Source organism: Pseudoalteromonas sp. MT33b (assembly GCF_014117385.1).
Classification (GTDB): domain Bacteria; phylum Pseudomonadota; class Gammaproteobacteria; order Enterobacterales; family Alteromonadaceae; genus Pseudoalteromonas; species Pseudoalteromonas lipolytica.
This window is the reverse complement of sequence record NZ_CP059831.1, coordinates 3066117-3086094: the sequence shown is the minus strand read 5'-3', so window position 1 is coordinate 3086094 and position 19978 is coordinate 3066117. Positions and strand designations below refer to the sequence as shown.

The window sequence follows — 19978 nt, the reverse complement described above, 5'->3', positions numbered from 1 at the left end:
TTAGTCAATTAAACTAAAATGATTTTGTTATTTACTGGCATCAACTAAGGTAATAGTTGTAAACTCAGATAATAATTGAACAAAGCTTGTGTTTTGCCTTGCAAGTACATAGCATAAGAGTTTAATTATAAAAAATAATAATGACCAAATAATTGCCGCTTTTTGGGAATGGAATATATGCGAATTGCTCCTTTATCTCTGTTAATTTCAGTTAGTTTGCTAGCATCGAGTGCATTTGCACAAGATACTGCTACGGTAACTGGCATTGAATCAGAGATCAGTAAAAAACAAGCCGAATACGATAACTCGACCTTAATACTCGAAAAACACCTAAAAGAAGAAAGTCAGTTACAAAAACAACTCGAATTATTGCGCGCCCGCTCAGCTGAGCTAGACAAAGAAAAAAACCAAGCGCTTGATGCAATGAACGAGATGTATCGTCGATTAATTGATGACCCCACTTTAGATATTAGCAATGCACAAACGCGCTATCAAAAAGCAGTGGTGGATCACAAACAGAACAAAGATGACATTTCGATGCAATTGGCGGCAATTGCATCGCATAGAAAAGATATTGAGCAAATTCGTGTTGCTAAGCATACCCAACTAAACACCTTAGAGAGCTTAAAAGAGCAACTCGCAACAGCACGTGTTGAACGTTTGCGCAATGAGTTTACGCGTGAAGGCACACTTGAAGTTAATCATACGATTAATTGTAAGCGCACTGAAACATTAGCAGCGTGTGAGCAACGTGGTCAGCAAATGGGGTTACAAAAAGCCACCAAGCGCTTTGTAGATCAAATTTTTGCTAACTTAACAGAAGAACGTTTAGTTGAGCCGAAACGCAATTTAGCGGGTGCACAAGTTAAAATTTTAAGTAGTCATGTTGTAAATAGTGCCTTTAGCGGACAAGGTAACTATAACGTGAACTTAAGCGTAACGATGCGCGGTGATGTGAATAGCAGCCGTTTATGTAGTCTGCTTAATTTAGACAACCGTTTTTGCGCAGATTATGGTTCACCACTTGCTGGAAATTACCAACCCAATTACACCACTACTTACTCTGATAGTCAGTTAACATTCAGTGACTCTCAGGATAATAGTCAGGTGGTATCGGTTTCGCGTATGAGCGAACAACCTGTAAGTGATTACTCAGTAAAAAAGCCAGTAAGGGTTGAACCATTACCTGATCTAAAAAAATCTAAAATGGTTGAATTAACGCTTCGTTCAAACGTTTATGATGATGAAGTGTTTATTGATGGTGTGAGCTTTGGGTCAACCAAGCTAACGACATCATTACCAAGAGGTTTTCATGATATTGAAATACGCAAGCGTGGTTATAAAAGCTATAAAGCGCGTTTAGACTTGCGTAAAGCTCAAACTATTAATGCAAAATTAGTGAAAGAGCCTGAACCAATTGTCGCTGCCGTTGTCGCAACAGAGCAACCTACAGCAGCGCCAGTGGCAAGTATTGTTAATAAAACCAATACAGCGAGTATTGTGGTTATCCCAGCGGGTACATTTAAGATGGGTGACATTAACGGTAATGGCTTAGCTAATGAGCGCCCTGTTGTTGAAAAAACCATTGCTAACTCATTTGCCATGCAAAGCAAAGAAGTCAGTGTGGGTGAATATGAGCAATTCGTTGCTAATACAGGTTATAAAACAGAAGCCGAAAAGAATCGTGGCTGTGCTTATTACTTAAATGGTGAGCCAGTATGGGAAGCGACCTTAAACTGGCGCAACCCAGGTTTTGAGCAAGACAGTGATTTTCCGGCTGTTTGCTTAACGTATAATGATGCCAAAGCATATGCAGATTGGTTATCAGGGCAAACAGGGCAGTTGTTTCGTTTACCGAATGAGGTTGAGTGGGAGTACGCTGCACGCGCAGGTAAAGAAACTGAATACCCTTGGGGTAACGAGATAGGTAAAAATTTAGCGAACTGTGGCTGGTGTGGTAGTGAATGGTCAAACAAAAGCGCTGCACCAACCGGGTCGTTTTCTCCTAATGCATTTGGTCTGTATGACACAGTAGGTAATGTATGGGAATGGACAAACAAAAAACCGGGGCAGTCTGATGTGACTGTTCGTGGTGGGGCATGGAATTTCGCTCCGAGCCTAGCACGTGTATCAACACGCTTAATTTTAGCGCCAGATTTTCGTGCAAACTATATCGGGTTTCGTTTAGTACGCGAGCGATAAAAATTTTTAAAGGAAGCAAAGCAGGCTTCCTTTTTTAGCAATTTAATAAAGGCAGTTGCGCTTTATTGTGCTTAGCATGGTAGAGTGAGAGCAGCTAGTATAAGAACGTATTATCAAAGGTCATCCAGCCTCATGTTTAAAAAACTTCGTGGTATTTTTTCAAACGATCTATCGATCGACTTGGGTACAGCCAATACCCTTATTTATGTAAAAGAAGAAGGTATCGTATTAAATGAACCTTCAGTAGTTGCTATTCGTCAAGAGCGAGCTGGTGGTCCTAAAAGTGTTGCGTCTGTAGGTACGGAAGCAAAACAAATGTTAGGCCGTACACCGGGTAACATTAAAGCGATTCGTCCAATGAAAGACGGTGTTATTGCCGACTTTTATGTCACCGAAAAAATGCTCCAGCACTTTATCAAGCAAGTACATAACAACAATTTTATGCGTCCTAGCCCACGTGTCTTAATTTGTGTGCCGTGTGGGGCAACACAAGTTGAAAAACGCGCTATTCGCGAATCAGCAATGGGTGCAGGTGCACGTGAAGTGTATTTGATTGAAGAGCCAATGGCTGCGGCAATCGGTGCAGGCTTACCTGTATCAGAAGCAACGGGTTCAATGGTTGTAGATATCGGTGGTGGTACGACAGAAGTGGCCATTATCTCGCTTAATGGCGTGGTTTACTCATCATCTGTGCGTATTGGTGGTGATAAATTTGATGAAGCTATTATCAACTACGTCCGTCGTAACTTTGGTAGCCTAATTGGTGAAGCAACCGCTGAAAATATCAAGCATCAGATCGGTTCGGCATTCAAAACCGATGAGCCTGTTGAGATTGAAGTACGTGGTCGTAACCTCGCTGAAGGCGTGCCGCGCTCATTTACACTTAACTCTCATGAAATCCTAGAAGCATTACAAGAGCCTCTAATGGGGATTGTAAGTGCGGTTATGGTTGCACTTGAGCAATCACCTCCTGAGCTTGCCTCTGATATCTCTGCACACGGCATGGTATTAACAGGCGGTGGTGCACTGTTAAAAGATTTAGATCGTTTATTAATGGAAGAAACAGGTATTCCTGTTGTTGTTGCTGACGACCCACTTACTTGTGTTGCTCGTGGTGGCGGTAAAGCATTAGAAATGATTGATATGCACGGTGGTGACGTATTTAGTTACGACTAATGAAGTTAATGTTTGGTCGTACCATCTCTTTGCAACTGCGACTCTTTGTCGCAGTGCTTTTGAGTGTCGTATTGATTGTGGGCGATCGATATACACAAGGTGGTACAACAATCCGCACCAGTTTAAATACACTGGTTAGCCCACTCATCTATCTTGCCAATTTGCCGTATGAGCTATTTAGTATTGGTGCGAAGAATCTTCATACTCGCGATCAGCTTCTTACTGAAAACGAAGCACTGAAGAAAAAACAGCTTTTACAAAGCGAACAACTACAACAGCTGCAATTTTTATCGCGTGAAAACGACAAGTTGCGTGCGTTACTCGGCTCGTCTGCAAAGCAATCAAATCGTAAAATAATTGCCCAAGTGCTCTCTGTTCATTCAAATCCATACAGCCATCAGGTTGTGATCAATCGTGGCACTACAGATGGCTTAAGCGAAGGCCAAGCTGTGATTGATGAAATGGGGGTTGTCGGGCAAATTACACAAGTGGGTTCAACCACTTCTCGCGTTTTGCTTATGACCGACACAACCCATGCAACACCGGTACGTATTTTACGCAATGATGTTCGCACTGTGGTTGAAGGGATTGGCAAAATAAATGTAGTGAAGCTGTCGCATGTGCCGCATAGTCTAGATGTACGTATTGGTGATATTTTAGTGACTTCAGGTCTAGGGGGGACTTTCCCTGAGGGGTATCCTGTGGCCGTGGTAACCGAAATTAATCGTGATGAAGGTCACCCATTCGCACAAGTGTATGCTGAGCCAATTGCCCAACTTGACCGAATTCGTTTATTGGTTGTGCTGTGGCGTAATCAGCAGGAGAGCATAAGCAATGAATAGCCGTCACTCTTTGCTGATTGCAATTAGTATCTTTTTTGCACTGGTCATGGCATTAATGCCGTTACCTATCTCATTTGAGCCATACCGCCCAGACTGGGTGTTACTGGTGCTTATGTACTGGTCGTTAGCGGTGCCGCACCGTTTAAACATTGGCACAGCGTGGGTTGTGGGTTTATTAATGGACTTAGCATCGGGCTCTCCACTGGGCGTGAACTCGCTGACCTATTCGGTGTGTATTTTTATTACCGCCAGTAACTTTCAAAAAATTAGAAACTTTTCTTTATGGCAGCAAAGTATATTAATTGCTTTGTTTTTAACGCTTTACCACTTAATGCAATTTTGGCTTAATCACTTTTTGATGGGAGTTTACTTCAGCCCTCATTATATGTGGCCCGTGCTGACTGGCATGCTGTGTTGGTGGTGGATTTTCTTAATTTTGCGTAAATACCGCCGTCATTTCAGGATTAGATAATGCAAACCGCAATTTATTTGGCGTCTGCATCACCGCGCCGAAAAGAGTTGCTCAGCCAACTCGGCGTTGAGTTTTCTCAATTTAGCGTTGATGCAGATGAAAGCCAATTTCCGAACGAATCGCCACGTCATTACGTAGAACGTTTAGCCAAACTCAAAGCACAATCAGGCGTTGCAATGGGCTATACCGACAGGCCCGTGTTAGGCAGTGATACGGTTGTGGTTATTGATGACACAGCCCTTGGCAAACCGCTTGATAAAGCCGACTTTGTAGCAACGATGCAACGTTTGTCGGGCCGAACTCACCAAGTTATGACCGCCGTTGCAATTGCTGATACACAGCACGTAAAAAGCTGCCTTGTAATTACCGATGTCACTTTTAAACAGCTTAGCGATGATGAAATCGACGCTTATTGGCACTCTGGTGAACCGCACGATAAAGCGGGTGGTTATGGCATTCAAGGCCAAGGTGGACGGTTTGTAAGTCATATTTCTGGTAGCTATTTTGCAGTAGTAGGCTTACCTTTATATGAGACTGAGCAGTTATTAAATGAATTTTTAAGAGGGTAACATGAGCACTGAATTACTGATCAACGTTACACCGAGTGAAAGTCGTGTTGCGCTTATTGAAAACGGCGTACTACAAGAGATACAGCTAGAAAGAATTGGCAACCTAGGCATTGTTGGCAATATTTACTTAGGCAAAATCAGCCGAGTATTACCGGGAATGCAAGCCGCATTTGTTGATATAGGCTTAGAAAAAGCAGCGTTCTTACACGCATCTGACATTGTAAATAGTGCTTCAATTGTTGAGGGAGTCGATGAGCAGCCCATTAAAAAGGTGCAAGATATCCGTGAACTAGTGCGCCAAGGTCAATACATCATGGTGCAAGTAGTGAAAGATCCTTTGGGCACCAAAGGGGCGCGCTTAACGACTGATATCACAATTCCATCACGCTATTTAGTGTTCATGCCTGACGCGACCCATGTTGGCGTAAGTCAGCGTATTGAAACCGAAGAAGAACGTACCAGACTGAAAAAAATAGTCGCTGAATATGGCGATGAAGATGGCAGCTTTATTGTGCGTACCGCTGCTGAAGGCGCTTCAGAAGCTGAGCTGCGTCACGATGCAGAGTTTTTAAAAAAACTGTGGCAAAAAATTGTCAATAAACGTAAAAAAATCAGTAAAGAGAGCATCTTACACGAAGACTTAACGCTGGCGTTTCGTACCCTACGTGATTATGTTGGCGAAGACATGGAGCGCATTCGTGTTGACTCAAAGCTGACATACCAAGAGTTAAAAGAATTTACTGAAGAGTTTGTGCCCATCTTATCTGGGGCGCTTGAATACTACCCAGGTGAGCGACCTATTTTCGATTTGTTTGATGTCGAAACCGAAATTCAAAAAGCCCTTCACCGTAAAGTTGAGCTTAAATCAGGTGGTTATTTAATCATTGACCAAACCGAAGCAATGACTACCGTTGATGTAAATACCGGTGCATTTGTTGGGCATCGTAATTTAGAAGAAACCATTTTTAACACCAACATCGAGGCAACATCGGCAATCGCACGACAACTGCGATTACGTAATTTAGGTGGCATTATCATTATCGACTTTATCGATATGGTAAGTGACGAGCATAAACGTCGCGTTTTACACTCACTTGAGTCGGCACTGGCAAAAGACCGCGCAAAAGCCAACATCAATGGCTTATCTGCTCTGGGTTTAGTCGAGATGACTCGTAAGCGTACCCGCGAAAGTTTAGAACATATTTTATGTGACGTGTGCCCCGCGTGTTCAGGCCGAGGGTCGCAAAAAACCGTTGAAACGGTGTGCTACGAAATTCTGCGTGAAATTGTCAGGGTTAACCGTGCCTACGCAGCCGATAAGTTTATGGTGTATGCAGCGCCTTCGGTAAGCGAAGCGTTGATCAACGATGAATATCATAACCTCGCCGAGCTTGAACTATTTATAGGTAAACAGGTCAGTATTCAAACAGAGAGTTTATACAATCAAGAACAGTTTGATGTGGTAATGATGTAATGAAGGCAAAAACGGTCTGCTTTTTTTGTTTACGTAAGTTATGGCAAGTTTTTGCTATTACTATCGTACTGCTGGCCGTTATTGTCTCTGTTTTAAAGTATACCCTGCCATATGCCAATGACTATAAAGGCGACATTGAAGCGTTTTTGTATGAACAGTTCGATGTAAATCTTTCAATAGGTGCTATCTCAGCCAGTTGGCAAGGTAAAGGCCCTTCCTTAGTCCTTGAAGATATTTCTTTTGAGGACAACCAGACTTCACCGATAGCACTCACCATAGATAAAGCCAGCCTAGAGGTAAATCTGTGGGAGTCGATTAAAACTCGTCAACTTAAATCAAGTTACTTTGTGATCAATGGTTTTCATGCCGATGTTGATTTGCCAACCATGCTTACGTTTGGCAACAACAAGCAAGCAGACAGTTTTGAGCAAAAAGAGTTAATAGAAAGCCTGTTTTTGGGTGAAACGGGCCACTTTGCGATTCAAGACAGTAGCATTAATTTTATGCTTAATGATGGCAAAGAGCGTACGTTAATTCTTGAAAACATTGTGTGGCAAAATACCCCAGAACAGCACCAAGGTTCAGGAAGCCTAGCCTTACCGGGGATTTCTGTCGGCAACTTTGATGCCCGCATGGCACTTAATGGTTCAACGCTTGAGACCATGGCTGGCGATATTTATGTGCAAGCTGCGAATGTCGATGTTTCAAAATGGCTGGCACAATACATCAATACAGACAAACAACAGTTGCACTCCGATATGAACTTGCAAACCTGGTTTAGCCTTGAAAAAGGACTGATCAGTGACGTAAAAGTGCAATGGTTACCCAGCTACATAAATTGGCAACAAAACCAAGAAGCGCATCAAATTAGTTTAAATGAAGGGGGCTTTCACTTATTCCCTTGGCAGAATGGTTGGCGTTTAAAAAGTACCGGACTTGCTTTTGAAAGTGATTTAAAACAATGGCCAACATTGCAGTTTGAAGCCCAGCTTGGAGATACAAATAAGATTTGGCTCAAGCAGTTTGACTTTGCATTGTTATCAAAATTATCTCAATTGAGTAACTTTGAAGTATTAGCGCCATTTTTAGAACGACAGCCTAATGGCCAATTAAGCGAAGCGTATGTTGAATTTGGTGCGCAAGATAACTGGCAGTTGTGGTTTAAGGGTGAACAGCTCAACTGGTTATCCTTACAAGGGATCCCCGGTGGGCAAGCCATTCGGGTTGAGGGAAATATTAACCAAGCAGCGGGGCGTATAACGTTATTTGGCGAAAATAACCGTTTGTTAACCAATGGCAGTTTTAGCCAAGACATTCCTTATAATCAGTTAAATGTTGAACTTGATTTACGTCATTACGACGATGGCTGGCGTATTAGCAGTGACAACATTTGGCTTGATAATGACGAAGTAACCGTTGCAGCAGAAATGATGCTTAGCCTAACTGCAGAGCCGCGCCTTGATTTATATGCCGAAGCGTACGCACCTGATGCCAACGTGGCGGGGCATTATTTTCCATTACCGGTAATGAGCAAAAACTTAGTTAACTACCTAAACGGCGCCATTAAAGGCGGCGAAGTTAATAAAGCACAGGTGTTGTTTTCGGGGCCGTTTAGCGGTTTTCCGTTTAAAGAGCAACAAGGGCAGTTCGAAGTATTGGCAAATGTGAACAATGCCAAATACCAGTTCACACCCAGTTGGCCCAGCGTTGAAAATGCCAATGTGATTTTGCATTTTGAAAATGAACGCATGGATATTTACAGCAAGTCAGGCACACTTGTAAACTTATCACTTGGCGACAGTGTACACGTAAGTATTGCTGATTTAATGCATGCCGATACTCTAAATGTAGCGATAAATAAACGTGCCCACGGCAATAAATTACAGTCATTTTTTGCAGCCACACCGCTCGCTAAACCGTTAGCAAGTGTTTTTGAAGTAGTACAAGCGCAAGGTGAAGCCACAGCAAATATTAATTTGCTTGTCGATTTACATTCAGGCCATGTTGATGCCCTCGGCGAAGTTGAGCTTGCTAATTTACCTGTTTATCTTGCTCAGCCTGGCATCACACTTAATCATATGACAGGCATTGTTAAATTTAATAACGACAAAATTGATTTAAAAAATGCCAAAGCTGATTGGTTAGGTATGCCGTTAACAGCCAGCTTTAATAGCGAAAATGTGGCTGATAACTACCGCGCAGAAATCGCGATTAAATTGGCCTTAGATGCAGAACCATTAATTGAGCAAGGGCAGGGTCTGCTCGAAGGTTATTTAACGGGGCAAAGTGACGTTGCTATTAATGTCTCCCTTAACTTTTTACCCAACGACTTCAACTATCGCGCTGATATCAGCGGTAACTTAGTGGGTATAACCAGTCAATTACCTGCACCTTACACAAAAAGTGCAGACAATGCTTGGCCTATCAAAGCGGTAGTGCAGGGCGATCATATTTCTAATTTGATCACTGCAAATATCAATGAACAGCTGTTTTTCAATGCTATTTTAGATAATGGCAAAAAGCAGTTTAATAACGCACACCTTATTTTAGGTTCAAAAGATTTAGGCCTTAACCGAGATGGTTTTGCGGTATCGATTGACCTACCAGAAACTAAGCTTGTGCCATGGTTTGGGTTGATTGAGCAAATTATCGATTTGACCAAGGCTAAATCAGACGGTCCTGGCGTAATGCCTGCATTTAACAATGTAACGGGTCAATTTAATAAGTTAGCGGTTCAAAATATCGATTTTAATGATGTTGAGTTTAGGCTAGCACCAAAGCAAGCCGATTTAGAGCTTAAATTAAATGCCAAAGAGCTTAGAGCTGATGCACTCATTCCGACAGGCGATACACGTAGACCTATTCAAATATTTACTGATTATTTACGGGTTAACTTTAATGACACCGCGACGGAGTCTGCACACGAAGTTGAACAACCTGAAGACTTAAGCTGGTTAACACGTATTCCAGCCATCGAATTTAACTGTGAAGATTGCAAACTAGCCGAGTACCAACTTGATAAAGTAAAAGCCACGTTTGGTGGTGATAATAATAGCTTGATATTTACTGAGCTCGTGATAGATAAAGGTGACCATATACTGAGAGCGAAAGGGCAATTTGCTGATGGCTCAACGCGTTTTAACGGTCACCTACAAAGTGATGATATTGGCGACTTATTTGATGAGTTTGATATTACTACTACAGTAAAAGACTCCGATGCCGACATAAAATTTGCCCTCGCTTGGCAAGGTGCGCCGTATAATTTTGATGTGCCTACGCTAGCAGGCGAGTTAGATTGGCGTTTAGGTGAAGGGCATTTAGCGGAAGTGAGTGACGGTGGTGCTAGGGTGTTTTCATTGCTTAGTCTCGACTCACTGGTACGTAAGCTTAAACTTGATTTTAGAGATGTATTTTCAAAAGGCTTCTTTTATAACAAGATGCAAGGCACGATGCAGTTAGAGAAAGGGATTGCTTACACTCAAGATACCAAGCTTGATGGTGTGCCTGCCGACTTAACGATTAAAGGCCACACTAACTTAAATACCTTTGAAATAGACTACGATCTAGCCGTTGCCCCGCAGGTTACCTCAAGTATTCCAGTGATCGTGGCATGGATGGTCAACCCGGTAAGTGGCCTTGCGGCGCTTGCAATCGATAAAGTAATTCACTCTGCGAGAGTGATCTCAGAAATCAACTTTAAGGTGACAGGCAGTATGAATGATCCGGTTGTTGAAGAAATTGATCGTAAGAGCCGTGAAGTAACCTTACCGCAAGCGGCACAAAGCCAGCCGCAGTCATCAACAAGGCTTAAATTAAAAGATGCAGCCACCTCAGCGAGCTTCGACAACAATGACAGTTAATACTCAGCCGCAGGTTGTAGCAGTGCAAATGTGCTCGGGAATGAATGCGGAGCAAAATTTGGCTTTTTTAGCAGACACGCTGGCGCAATTGCCCACGACACGTCCGCTGCTTGTATGCCTACCCGAAAGCTTTTTAATTTTTAGCAAGCACACTCAAGCAAGTTATCAGCTCGGATTACACATTGAACAGTACATAGCTGCACTGGCTGCGCTATGTAAACAACATAATATTTGGTTGGCTGCTGGGACAGTGCCGGTATCACAACCTAACGGTAAATATTTAGCCGCCTCGTTTTTATTTAATAACCAAGGTGAGGTGGTAGCGCAGTACAATAAGATCCACTTATTTGATGTCGATGTTGCCGATGGCACGCGTAATTATCGGGAGTCTGATGCCACCGAAGCGGGCAAAGATATTGTAGTGGTTGATTCACCCTTTGGTAAAATCGGCTTAGCAGTATGTTATGATCTACGCTTTAGTGGTTTATTCACTGCGATGCAGCGCCAAGGGGCTGAGCTCATCTTAGTACCCAGTGCCTTTACCACTGTAACAGGAGCCGCTCATTGGCATACCTTGTTGGCTGCCAGAGCGATTGAAACGCAATGTTATGTGGTAGCCGCTGCACAGTGGGGTGAGCACGAAAATGGCCGACAAACATATGGCCACAGCATTATTATTTCGCCATGGGGAAACACGCTCAGTGAGCTTGCCTCAGGCACTGGTTTTATCAGCCATGAGCTTGATTTAAACCGACTGAATACAATTCGCCAAGACATGCCTGTGCAGTCTCAGCAACGATTTAGAGAGCATTTATTATGAACACGGTTGAACAGCATTTATTACATGACAGCCAGCTAAATAGAGAAGAATTAGAAAAAACGCTCGCTTTTATTCATCAGCATCAAGTGGATTATGCCGATCTGTATTTTCAATCTAGCCACCATGAATCATGGGTGTTAGAAGATGGTCTCGTAAAAGAAGGCTCATACAACGTTGAGCGTGGTGTGGGTGTGCGCGCTGTAAGCGGTGAAAAGACGGGTTTTTCGTACTCAGATGCAATCAATCTTGAAGCGCTAAATAAAGCCGCAACAGCAGCACGAAGCATTGCTAATGCAGGCGAAAGCAAAACGATTCAAGTATTTAGCGATGTAGCAGCAAAACAGCAGTATGCACCGCATCAGCCAATTCAAAGTATGAGTGATAACGACAAAGTGAGCCTATTGCGCGAACTTGAAAACTACATTCGCGAGTTAGCCCCCGACGCAGAGCAAGTGATTAGCTCTATGTCAGCAGTGTACGAAGAGGTACTCATTGCAGCAAGCGACGGCACCTTTGCCACTGATATTCGCCCGCTTATTCGTTTAAATTGTTCCGTATTACTTGAGAAGAATGGTCGCCGTGAGCGCGGTGGTGCAGGCGGCGGTGCGCGTTTAGATTACGGCTACTTTAAAGAGTTAGTTGATGGTAAGCCGCGCTGGATGGAATACGCAGAAGAAGCTGTACGCCAAGCTAAAGTGAACTTAGAAGCCATTGATGCGCCAGCAGGTAGCATGGAAGTGGTACTGGGGGCAGGTTGGCCGGGTGTGTTACTGCATGAAGCCGTGGGTCATGGTCTTGAAGGTGACTTTAACCGTAAAGGTGCCTCTGCGTTTAGCGGTAAAGTAGGTCAAAAGGTGGCTTCCGAGCTGTGTACCGTGGTGGATGATGGCACTATTGCTGATCGCCGTGGTTCACTGAATGTAGATGACGAAGGCACACCTGCTGCGTATAACGTGCTTATTGAAAACGGTATTCTAAAAGGCTACATGCAAGATAAGCTTAATGCACGCCTAATGGGTGTAAACCCAACAGGTAATGCGCGTCGTGAGTCGTATGCTCATTTACCTATGCCGCGTATGACTAATACCTACATGCTTGGGGGCGAGCACAGCCAAGCTGATATTATTAGCTCTGTGAAAAAAGGCATCTTTGCGCCAAACTTTGGGGGTGGTCAAGTTGATATCACCTCAGGAAAGTTCGTATTTAGCGCTTCTGAAGCGTATTTAATTGAAAACGGTAAAATTACTCAGCCTATCAAAGGCGCAACACTGATTGGTAACGGCCCAGAAGTGATGCAGCAAATTTCGATGGTAGGTAACGACCTTGCGCTTGATAAAGGCGTAGGGGTATGTGGTAAAGACGGTCAAAGCGTGCCAGTAGGGGTTGGTCAACCAAGCCTTAAAATTGACAACTTAACGGTCGGTGGTACGGCTTAGTCGCCCTCTTTTTCCCGCTTCAGTAAGGCAGGTTAAATTTTTAACCTGCCTCATTTCATAACACTTCACTTTGCAGTAAAAATGTATCAATATAGGTACCATCAATACCACTATATTCGTTACTGTTCGCAGTAAATATAATAATTTTAAGGTGAAAATATGAAAGTAACGCCAATTTTATTAATACTACTCATGCTTACCGGCTGTGCATCACAGGAAGTAAGAGAGGGGTCTGCAAATGAAGTGTATGCCGAGCACGAGTGTTTAGGCGGTGAACTAGAAACCGATTACAGCTATACCATTTTTAGTACAGACGAAGATGACAGCAGCAAAGGTTCAGTGACGTCGACTTGTCATCCGGTTAAAACAGAAACTGAGTTTGAGCGTGACTTACGCAATGGCGGGTAGCACGCCCATTACAGTGGCTTAACGTCTTATTAAGCCACTGAAAATTATCACCTAAAGCTTTAGCATAAATGGCTAAAGTGTACTCAGCATCCAGATACCTGCCGCTATCATAAATAAGTTTTCGCTGAGAGAAATAAAGCCCAGCGGCACATTGCTGTCGCCACCCACACAGGCACATTTTAGCTCTCGCTTATCGATATAAACGGCCTTAAACACCGATACCGCACCTATGCCACCAATAAACAACGAAAATGGCGCGACAGCTAAAGCTGGCAGCTTAGCCACCATACCTATGGCAACGTAGGCTTCAATAAACGGGTAAACATAGGCATAAGGCACAACACGCATTGCCAGTAAATCATAAGTAATGAATGAGTTTGAAAAGCTGTACAGATCTTGTAGTTTTTGAATAGCGAGCACCGCCATTGTCAGTGCAACAAACAGCATTAAGTTTTGCATCGACAGTAAAGCTGTGCCGCTGGCGTAGCTAAACCCGCAGCTTAAGAGCAGGGTAACCGCAAAAATCGCTAAAACAGGGGTATAAGTTGTGCCTTGTTGACCCGCTTCGGGCAGATTGAAAAAGTCGCGTAAATCATCATACCCCCCAATACGCTTATTATCGATAAAGGTTTGTGGCGTGGTTTTTACTTGATGCTGCTCTTTAAATGCATCTGTTTCTTCGCGGTTAGTGAGGTGGCGGTCATCAACCTCGTAACCATTGCGCTCTAACAAATCTTTAGATTTTAAACCAAATGGGCATATATGCTCATCGGTTACCATGCGATATAAAATTGCAGACTTAGACACAGTGCCTCCTTGTAAAAATGCCAAGCTTATTGCGTAATCTTTACTCGATAACACAGTAAACAATGGCAAAATGTTGGTATAACGTCGTAGCTACAAGGTTTGTGCCGACTTTCTACAAGGCATAAAAAAACCTTGCGGCAGCACCGCAAGGTTTTTAATATTTTCTCGCAACGCGAGTTTATCTCATCGTCACGAACTCTTCTGAGCCGGTAGGGTGAATCGCCACTACGGCATCAAAATCTGCTTTGGTTGCGCCCATCTTCATTGCGACTGCAAAGCCTTGGATCATTTCATCAACAGTAAAGCCAATGCCGTGTAAGCCAACAACTTTTTCGTTATCACCTGCACACACAAGCATCATGTTACATGCTTGGCGGTGTTGAGTAACTGCTGTGTACATAGCTGCAAAGCTTGATTTATAAACCTTTACGTTTTCAGCACCATATTGCGAAATTGCTTCTTGCTCCGTTAAACCAATCGTGCCGATTGGTGGGTGACTGAATACAACTGTAGGTACTAGCTCGTAGTCCATTTTTAAATCATCAGGCAATTCTTTATTGAATAAACGCTCTGATAAAATACGACCCGCTTTTACAGCCACTGGTGTGAGCTCTATTCCGTGTTCGATGATGTCGCCAACGGCATAAATGTTTTTAGCGGTTGTATTTTGATACTCATCAACTTTTACGTAGCCACTTTCGTTAAGCTCAACGTCGGTTGCTGTGATATTCAGTTTATCGGTTGTTGGTGTACGACCAATAGCCCAAATAACTTCATCGACATTTTGGCTGTGACCATTTTCAAAGTGAATTGTTAAACTGCCATCGCTTTCTTTAATCACTTCTTTTGGTGTGCAGTCAGTGTGAAGTGTCGGGCCTTCTTTCGCCATAATGTCGACAAGCGTATCAACAATGTAAGGGTCAAAAGTACGTAATGGTTTATTTTTACGAACAAATAAATGCGTTTCAGTGCCAAGGCTGTGAAGTACACCTGCGATTTCGACAGCAATGTAACCAGCACCCACAACAGCAACACGCTTAGGTTGGGCATCTAGCTCAAAAAAGCCATTTGAATCAATACCTAGTTCAGCACCTGGGATGTTAGGAATCGTTGGACGACCTCCCACGGCAATCAGAATATGGTCAGCGGTGTATAGCTCACCGTTAACTTCAACGGTTTTGTTATCAACAAAGGTCGCGAAACCGTTGATTACCGTTACGCCATTGCTTGATAAGTATTTGTTATACCCTTGGTGGATACGGCCAATGTAAGCTTCGCGGCTTTCTACTAATTTAGCCCAACTAAAACTTTTTAATTCGACATCAAAGCCGTAATCGGGTGCGTATGCATTAATTGCTTCAGCAATTTGTGCGCCATGCCACATTACTTTCTTTGGAACACAACCTACATTCACACAGGTGCCACCCATGTGTTTTGCTTCAATAAGTGCGACTTTTGCGCCACGCATTGCTGCACGGTTTGCAGAGGCAATACCGCCACTGCCACCACCAATTGCAATGTAATCAAAATGCTGAGCCATAGTTTGTCCTCAAAAACAGATAGTTTTTTATTAATTAATCGATTTATTAATAAGTTGATAATAGCATAATAAAGACCGAGGTTAAGCCCCTTGTATTTCATCAATTCGCCCCAACTTCAACACCATATTCGCATAAAAATTGAGAACGAAAATGACAATTGCAGAAAATAACCCACTTATTGGATTAGAAGGGCTTCCGCCGTTTTCTAAGATTAAACCAGCCCATGTTGTGCCGGCATTAAAAGAAGCGATTGCACACTGTCGTGCCAAAATTGATGAGGTATTGGCAAGTAAGTCATACACTTGGAATGACCTAGTTCTTCCACTTGAAGAGGCTGATGACAAGTTATCACGACTATTTTCGCCAGTATCGCACATGAATTCGGTGGTAAACAGCGACGAGCTACGCGAAGCTTATGAGCAATGTTTGCCGTTGTTATCTGAGTACTCAACCTTTGTTGGTCAGCATCAAGGTTTATACGATGCCTATAATGCTTTACATAGCAGCGAAGAATTTAAAACACTCACCACTGCACAGCAAAAAACCATTACTAATGCGTTGCGTGATTTTGAATTATCGGGCATTGCCTTAAAGCCTGAGCAACAAAAACGATACGGTGAAATTAGTGCGCGCTTATCAGAGCTTGCCTCTAAGTTTGGCAATAATGTGATGGATGCGACACTCGCTTGGCAAAAACACATTACAGATGAAAGTGAATTAGCAGGCTTACCTGAGTCAGCACTGGCACTCGGTGCCGATACAGCAAAAAGCAAAGAGCTTGATGGTTGGGTATTCACCTTAGATTTCCCTTCTTATTTGCCTATTATGACCTATGCCGATAACCGTAAATTACGTGAAGAAACTTACACTGCGTTTGTAACTCGTGCGTCTGACCAAGGCCCAAATGCAGGTGAGTTTGATAACTCAGATATCATGAGCGAAGAGCTTGCACTTCGTCATGAACTGGCCGAGTTACTCGGTTTTAGCAGCTACGCAGAAATGTCATTAGCAACTAAAATGGCCGAATCTGAGTCGCAAGTGTTCTCGTTTTTAGAAGATTTAGCGGCTAAGTCAAAGCCACAAGCTGAGCAAGAGCTTGCTGAATTAACAGCCTACGCACAAGAAAAACATGGTGTAAGCGAGCTTGCAGCATGGGATTACGCGTATTACGCAGAAAAATTAAAGCAAGAAAAGTACGCAATTTCTGATGAAGTACTGCGCCCATACTTTCCTGCCGATAAGGTCTTAAACGGGTTATTTACCACCGTAAACCGTTTATTTGATATTAGCGTGAAAGAAGTGCATGAGTTTGATAGCTATCATCCTGATGTGCGCTTCTTCGAGATTTACGATAGCAGTAACACGCTACGCGGCCGTTTTTATCTTGATTTATATGCACGTGACCGTAAACGTGGTGGCGCTTGGATGGACGATTGCATGGGGCGTAAAGTGCGCGCTAATGGCGAATTACAAACGCCTGTCGCTTACTTAGTCTGTAACTTTAATAAAGCAGTGGGTGATAAACCTGCGCTGTTTACTCATAACGAAGTGACAACTTTATTCCATGAGTTTGGACATGGTATTCATCATATGTTGACCCAAGTTGATGCTGCGCCAGTGGCGGGCATTAATGGTGTGGCATGGGATGCTGTAGAGCTGCCAAGCCAGTTCTTAGAAAACTGGTGTTATGAAGAAGAGGCCCTTAACTTTATCTCGGGTCACTATGAAACGGGTGAGCCGCTGCCAAAAGAACTGCTTGATAAATTATTGGCCGCGAAGAACTTTCAATCGGGCATGCAAATGCTACGTCAGTTAGAGTTTTCGCTGTTTGATTTTACCATTCACCATGATTACAAAGCGGGTGAACCTTGTAATATTCAAGCCACGCTTGATGAAGTTCGCAGTAAAACTGCGGTTGTTAAAGCCCCCGCCTTTAACCGTTTTCAGCATGGTTTCAGCCATATTTTTGCCGGTGGTTACAGTGCCGGTTATTACTCATATAAATGGGCTGAAGTTTTGTCGGCAGATGCTTTCTCTAAATTTGAAGAAGAAGGTATTTTTAATAAAGAAACGGGTCACGCTTTCTTAAAGAACATTTTAGAGAAAGGGGGCAGTGAAGAGCCGATGGAATTATTTAAAAAGTTCCGAGGTCGTGAACCACAAGTCGATGCACTCCTCAGACACAGTGGTATTGCAGCCTAAGTTATTATTGTATGAAAGCGCCGTAAGGCGCTTTTTTTATTAATAAATCTTAGCAAAATCAATCTTGCGTACTATGCTTTTTAGAAAAGCATTTACAGGAATAAAGCATGTCAAAACTGGTGTTAGCCATTGATGATGATAAATACGTACATCATGTCATCGAAGAGTCGCTCTCGGGCTTTTGCACATTGATCCATGCTAAAAATGGCGAAGAAGGATTAAGACAGGCACTTAAATATAATCCAGATATTATTTTGCTGGATATTGAAATGCCCGGCAAAACGGGTTTTGAAGTATGCACTGAACTTAAAGCACACCCACAAACGAAAGATACACCGGTGATGTTTTTATCGGGTAAAACCGAATTGCCCGACCGGGTTAAGGGCTACAATGCCGGTGCAGCCGATTACATTGTTAAGCCGTTCAACGCTGAAGAACTTATGGCGCGTATTCGCGTGTTATACCAATATCGTCAGCACTCTAAAAAGTTAAAAAGTGATGTTGAACGTGCGCAGATCACCGCCGAAATAGCCATGACAGACTCGGGCGATATGGGGCGTATAATGCGTTACGTAGGGCAAAGTTATCATGCGCATGATATTAAAGCGTTGTCTGAACACATGTTTGAGTTTTTTAATCCGATGGATCTCGATGTGGTTCTTGCATTCTGGTATCAAGATATCGGCGTATTTTGCAGTGCAGAAGGTGGAGTATGTCCGCTTGAGCAAGAGCTACTTGAAAAACACCGTGACGCAAACCGCTTTGTTGATTTTGGGCATCGCACCATTGTTAATTACCCAAAAATATCGATGTTAGTAAAAAACATGCCATTAGACGATGCGCAGCTTTATGGGCGTTACAAAGATTTGTTTCCGCATATTCTCGAAGTGACTAACGCCAAAGTACAAGATATGGAAGTGAACGAACGCGCGTTAGCCCAAGCACAGCAAATTGGTAATGCTTTTAATGAGCTGTCGGAACAGATGTATCAAAATAGTGACTCACGAGAGCGGGCTGTCGAAAAGTTTGCCGCACAATTAGTTGAGCTAACTAAGTCAGTGGAACAAAGTAACGTATCAAGCAGTGATGAAGTGGTCTTTCACCTTCAGCAGTTACAGCAAACCCAGTTGTTATTTGCATCGCTTAATGATGATTTAGCATTTATTAAATATCAGCTTAAACACATTATTGAATCGCGTAATGAGTTACTAGAAAACCTGCAAAAAATTGCAGAGCCACGCCATACTGAAGATGTCACCTCGCAAACAGATATCGAGCTATTTTAGCGATTTAAATAGTGACGTAACTTTTACTTTGCACACCTGTGAACCATGTATCTTAAATACGTTTGGGTATATACTTGCGTTGCATTCGGTTCACGGAGTAAATTGTGGTAATTCATTGTCCTTTTAAAGAAATGCGTCCTTATTTAGACGCCATAGAGCAACGTTTCGGTTTAGCCGAATGGGCTAAAAATAATGATGGCTTTTCATTGCACTATGACGATCAGGGCCTAAGCCTTAAAAAAAAGGATGAGCCGAAGCTGGGCGCTATTCATGTTGATTTTGTGAGTGGTGCGGCGGCGCATCGTCGCAAGTTTGGTGGCGGTAAAGGTCAAGCGATAGCCAAAGCGGTGGGCTTAAATAAAGGAGCCACTCCCGTTGTGCTTGATGCAACAGCAGGCCTTGGCCGAGATGGCTTTGTGCTTGCGTCGTTAGGTTGTCATGTAATTTTGCATGAGCGCCATCCTGTTGTTGCTGCGTTATTATACGATGGCCTAGAGCGAGCCTATAACGATGCTGATATTGGTCCATGGATGAAAGAAAAAATGAGCTTAGTGTTTGGCTCAAGCCACACATTACTGGCTCAGTGTAACAACGTACCCGATGTTGTTTATTTAGATCCTATGTTTCCACATCGAGAAAAATCGGCGCTGGTTAAAAAAGAAATGCGTGTATTCCAAGAGCTGGTGGGTGCGGACAACGATGCAGACGATTTACTCGAATTTGCGTATCCATTAGCTACTAAGCGGGTTGTTGTTAAGCGACCTGATTACGCGCCTTTTTTAAATGACAAAACCCCCAGCATGCAAATCAAAACCAAGAAAAACCGCTTTGATGTGTATGTAAAAGCTGCCATGGTGTAGTGCAGTTATTAAGTATTAATTTG

General features: G+C 43.0%; 15 protein-coding genes. 13 read left to right on the top strand and 2 right to left on the bottom strand.

Annotation, left to right across the window (positions count from 1 at the left end):
* Nucleotides 1-177: 177 nt before the first annotated feature.
* The 10 genes from H3302_RS13950 to H3302_RS13905 all read left to right on the top strand — a co-directional run bounded on the left by H3302_RS13950 (nt 178) and on the right by H3302_RS13905 (nt 13259).
* Nucleotides 178-2202, top strand: a complete 2025-nt coding sequence (locus tag H3302_RS13950) for a formylglycine-generating enzyme family protein (RefSeq protein WP_180311140.1) — start codon at nt 178-180, stop codon at nt 2200-2202.
* Nucleotides 2203-2334: 132 nt separating this feature from the next.
* Nucleotides 2335-3378: a rod shape-determining protein gene (locus tag H3302_RS13945; RefSeq protein ID WP_036973172.1), complete on the top strand. Its 1044-nt coding sequence runs from the start codon at nt 2335-2337 to the stop codon at nt 3376-3378.
* Nucleotides 3378-4220: a rod shape-determining protein MreC gene (gene mreC, locus H3302_RS13940; RefSeq protein ID WP_174403892.1), complete on the top strand. Its 843-nt coding sequence runs from the start codon at nt 3378-3380 to the stop codon at nt 4218-4220. Before H3302_RS13945 ends, mreC begins: the two co-directional genes overlap by 1 nt.
* On the top strand, nt 4213-4692 hold the full coding sequence (mreD, locus tag H3302_RS13935) for a rod shape-determining protein MreD (RefSeq protein ID WP_036973169.1): 480 nt from the start codon (nt 4213-4215) through the stop codon (nt 4690-4692). The genes mreC and mreD overlap by 8 nt, the downstream gene beginning before the upstream one ends.
* Nucleotides 4692-5261, top strand: a complete 570-nt coding sequence (locus H3302_RS13930; protein ID WP_036973166.1) for a nucleoside triphosphate pyrophosphatase — start codon at nt 4692-4694, stop codon at nt 5259-5261. Before mreD ends, H3302_RS13930 begins: the two co-directional genes overlap by 1 nt.
* 1 nt (nt 5262) lies before the next feature.
* On the top strand, nt 5263-6735 hold the full coding sequence (gene rng / locus H3302_RS13925) for a ribonuclease G (protein ID WP_036973165.1): 1473 nt from the start codon (nt 5263-5265) through the stop codon (nt 6733-6735).
* The gene (locus H3302_RS13920) at nt 6735-10595 is read left to right on the top strand and encodes a YhdP family protein (RefSeq protein WP_182395585.1); all 3861 of its coding nucleotides are present in this window, start codon (nt 6735-6737) and stop codon (nt 10593-10595) included. The genes rng and H3302_RS13920 overlap by 1 nt, the downstream gene beginning before the upstream one ends.
* On the top strand, nt 10585-11415 hold the full coding sequence (locus H3302_RS13915) for a carbon-nitrogen hydrolase family protein (RefSeq protein WP_182395583.1): 831 nt from the start codon (nt 10585-10587) through the stop codon (nt 11413-11415). Before H3302_RS13920 ends, H3302_RS13915 begins: the two co-directional genes overlap by 11 nt.
* Entirely contained in the window at nt 11412-12851 is a 1440-nt protein-coding gene (gene tldD, locus H3302_RS13910) for a metalloprotease TldD (protein ID WP_036973157.1), read from the top strand. Before H3302_RS13915 ends, tldD begins: the two co-directional genes overlap by 4 nt.
* Before the next feature lie 159 nt (nt 12852-13010).
* Nucleotides 13011-13259, top strand: coding sequence for a hypothetical protein (locus tag H3302_RS13905; protein WP_051501928.1), 249 nt, complete (start codon nt 13011-13013; stop codon nt 13257-13259).
* Between the two features lie 72 nt (nt 13260-13331).
* Here the strand turns inward: H3302_RS13905 and H3302_RS13900 are convergent, their stop codons facing one another.
* Together H3302_RS13900 and gorA are read right to left on the bottom strand one after the other, a co-directional pair.
* Nucleotides 13332-14066 carry a glutaredoxin family protein gene (locus H3302_RS13900; RefSeq protein ID WP_036973154.1) on the bottom strand — a complete coding sequence of 245 codons (735 nt, stop codon included), beginning with the start codon at nt 14064-14066 and terminating at the stop codon, nt 13332-13334.
* Nucleotides 14067-14244: 178 nt separating this feature from the next.
* The gene (gene gorA / locus H3302_RS13895) at nt 14245-15606 is read right to left on the bottom strand and encodes a glutathione-disulfide reductase (protein WP_036973152.1); all 1362 of its coding nucleotides are present in this window, start codon (nt 15604-15606) and stop codon (nt 14245-14247) included.
* Between the two features lie 151 nt (nt 15607-15757).
* On the opposite strand from gorA, the gene prlC reads away from it, so the two are divergent.
* The 3 genes from prlC to H3302_RS13880 all read left to right on the top strand — a co-directional run bounded on the left by prlC (nt 15758) and on the right by H3302_RS13880 (nt 19955).
* On the top strand, nt 15758-17809 hold the full coding sequence (prlC, locus tag H3302_RS13890; protein WP_036973149.1) for an oligopeptidase A: 2052 nt from the start codon (nt 15758-15760) through the stop codon (nt 17807-17809).
* A gap of 107 nt (nt 17810-17916) precedes the next feature.
* The gene (locus H3302_RS13885; RefSeq protein ID WP_036973146.1) at nt 17917-19095 is read left to right on the top strand and encodes a two-component system response regulator; all 1179 of its coding nucleotides are present in this window, start codon (nt 17917-17919) and stop codon (nt 19093-19095) included.
* Nucleotides 19096-19199: 104 nt separating this feature from the next.
* Nucleotides 19200-19955, top strand: coding sequence for a class I SAM-dependent methyltransferase (locus H3302_RS13880; protein WP_036973144.1), 756 nt, complete (start codon nt 19200-19202; stop codon nt 19953-19955).
* Nucleotides 19956-19978 lie beyond the last annotated feature (23 nt).

Bases quoted from the DNA above. Each gene is read 5' to 3' on its own strand.
- mreC (WP_174403892.1), top strand. From the start codon at position 3,378: ATGAAGTTAATGTTTGGTCGTACCATCTCTTTGCAACTGCGACTCTTT.
- H3302_RS13915 (WP_182395583.1), top strand. From the start codon at position 10,585: ATGACAGTTAATACTCAGCCGCAGGTTGTAGCAGTGCAAATGTGCTCG.
- H3302_RS13905 (WP_051501928.1), top strand. From the start codon at position 13,011: ATGAAAGTAACGCCAATTTTATTAATACTACTCATGCTTACCGGCTGT.
- H3302_RS13920 (WP_182395585.1), top strand. From the start codon at position 6,735: ATGAAGGCAAAAACGGTCTGCTTTTTTTGTTTACGTAAGTTATGGCAA.
- H3302_RS13945 (WP_036973172.1), top strand. From the start codon at position 2,335: ATGTTTAAAAAACTTCGTGGTATTTTTTCAAACGATCTATCGATCGAC.
- prlC (WP_036973149.1), top strand. From the start codon at position 15,758: ATGACAATTGCAGAAAATAACCCACTTATTGGATTAGAAGGGCTTCCG.
- rng (WP_036973165.1), top strand. From the start codon at position 5,263: ATGAGCACTGAATTACTGATCAACGTTACACCGAGTGAAAGTCGTGTT.
- H3302_RS13885 (WP_036973146.1), top strand. From the start codon at position 17,917: ATGTCAAAACTGGTGTTAGCCATTGATGATGATAAATACGTACATCAT.
- tldD (WP_036973157.1), top strand. From the start codon at position 11,412: ATGAACACGGTTGAACAGCATTTATTACATGACAGCCAGCTAAATAGA.
- H3302_RS13950 (WP_180311140.1), top strand. From the start codon at position 178: ATGCGAATTGCTCCTTTATCTCTGTTAATTTCAGTTAGTTTGCTAGCA.
- gorA (WP_036973152.1), bottom strand. From the start codon at position 15,606: ATGGCTCAGCATTTTGATTACATTGCAATTGGTGGTGGCAGTGGCGGT.
- mreD (WP_036973169.1), top strand. From the start codon at position 4,213: ATGAATAGCCGTCACTCTTTGCTGATTGCAATTAGTATCTTTTTTGCA.
- H3302_RS13930 (WP_036973166.1), top strand. From the start codon at position 4,692: ATGCAAACCGCAATTTATTTGGCGTCTGCATCACCGCGCCGAAAAGAG.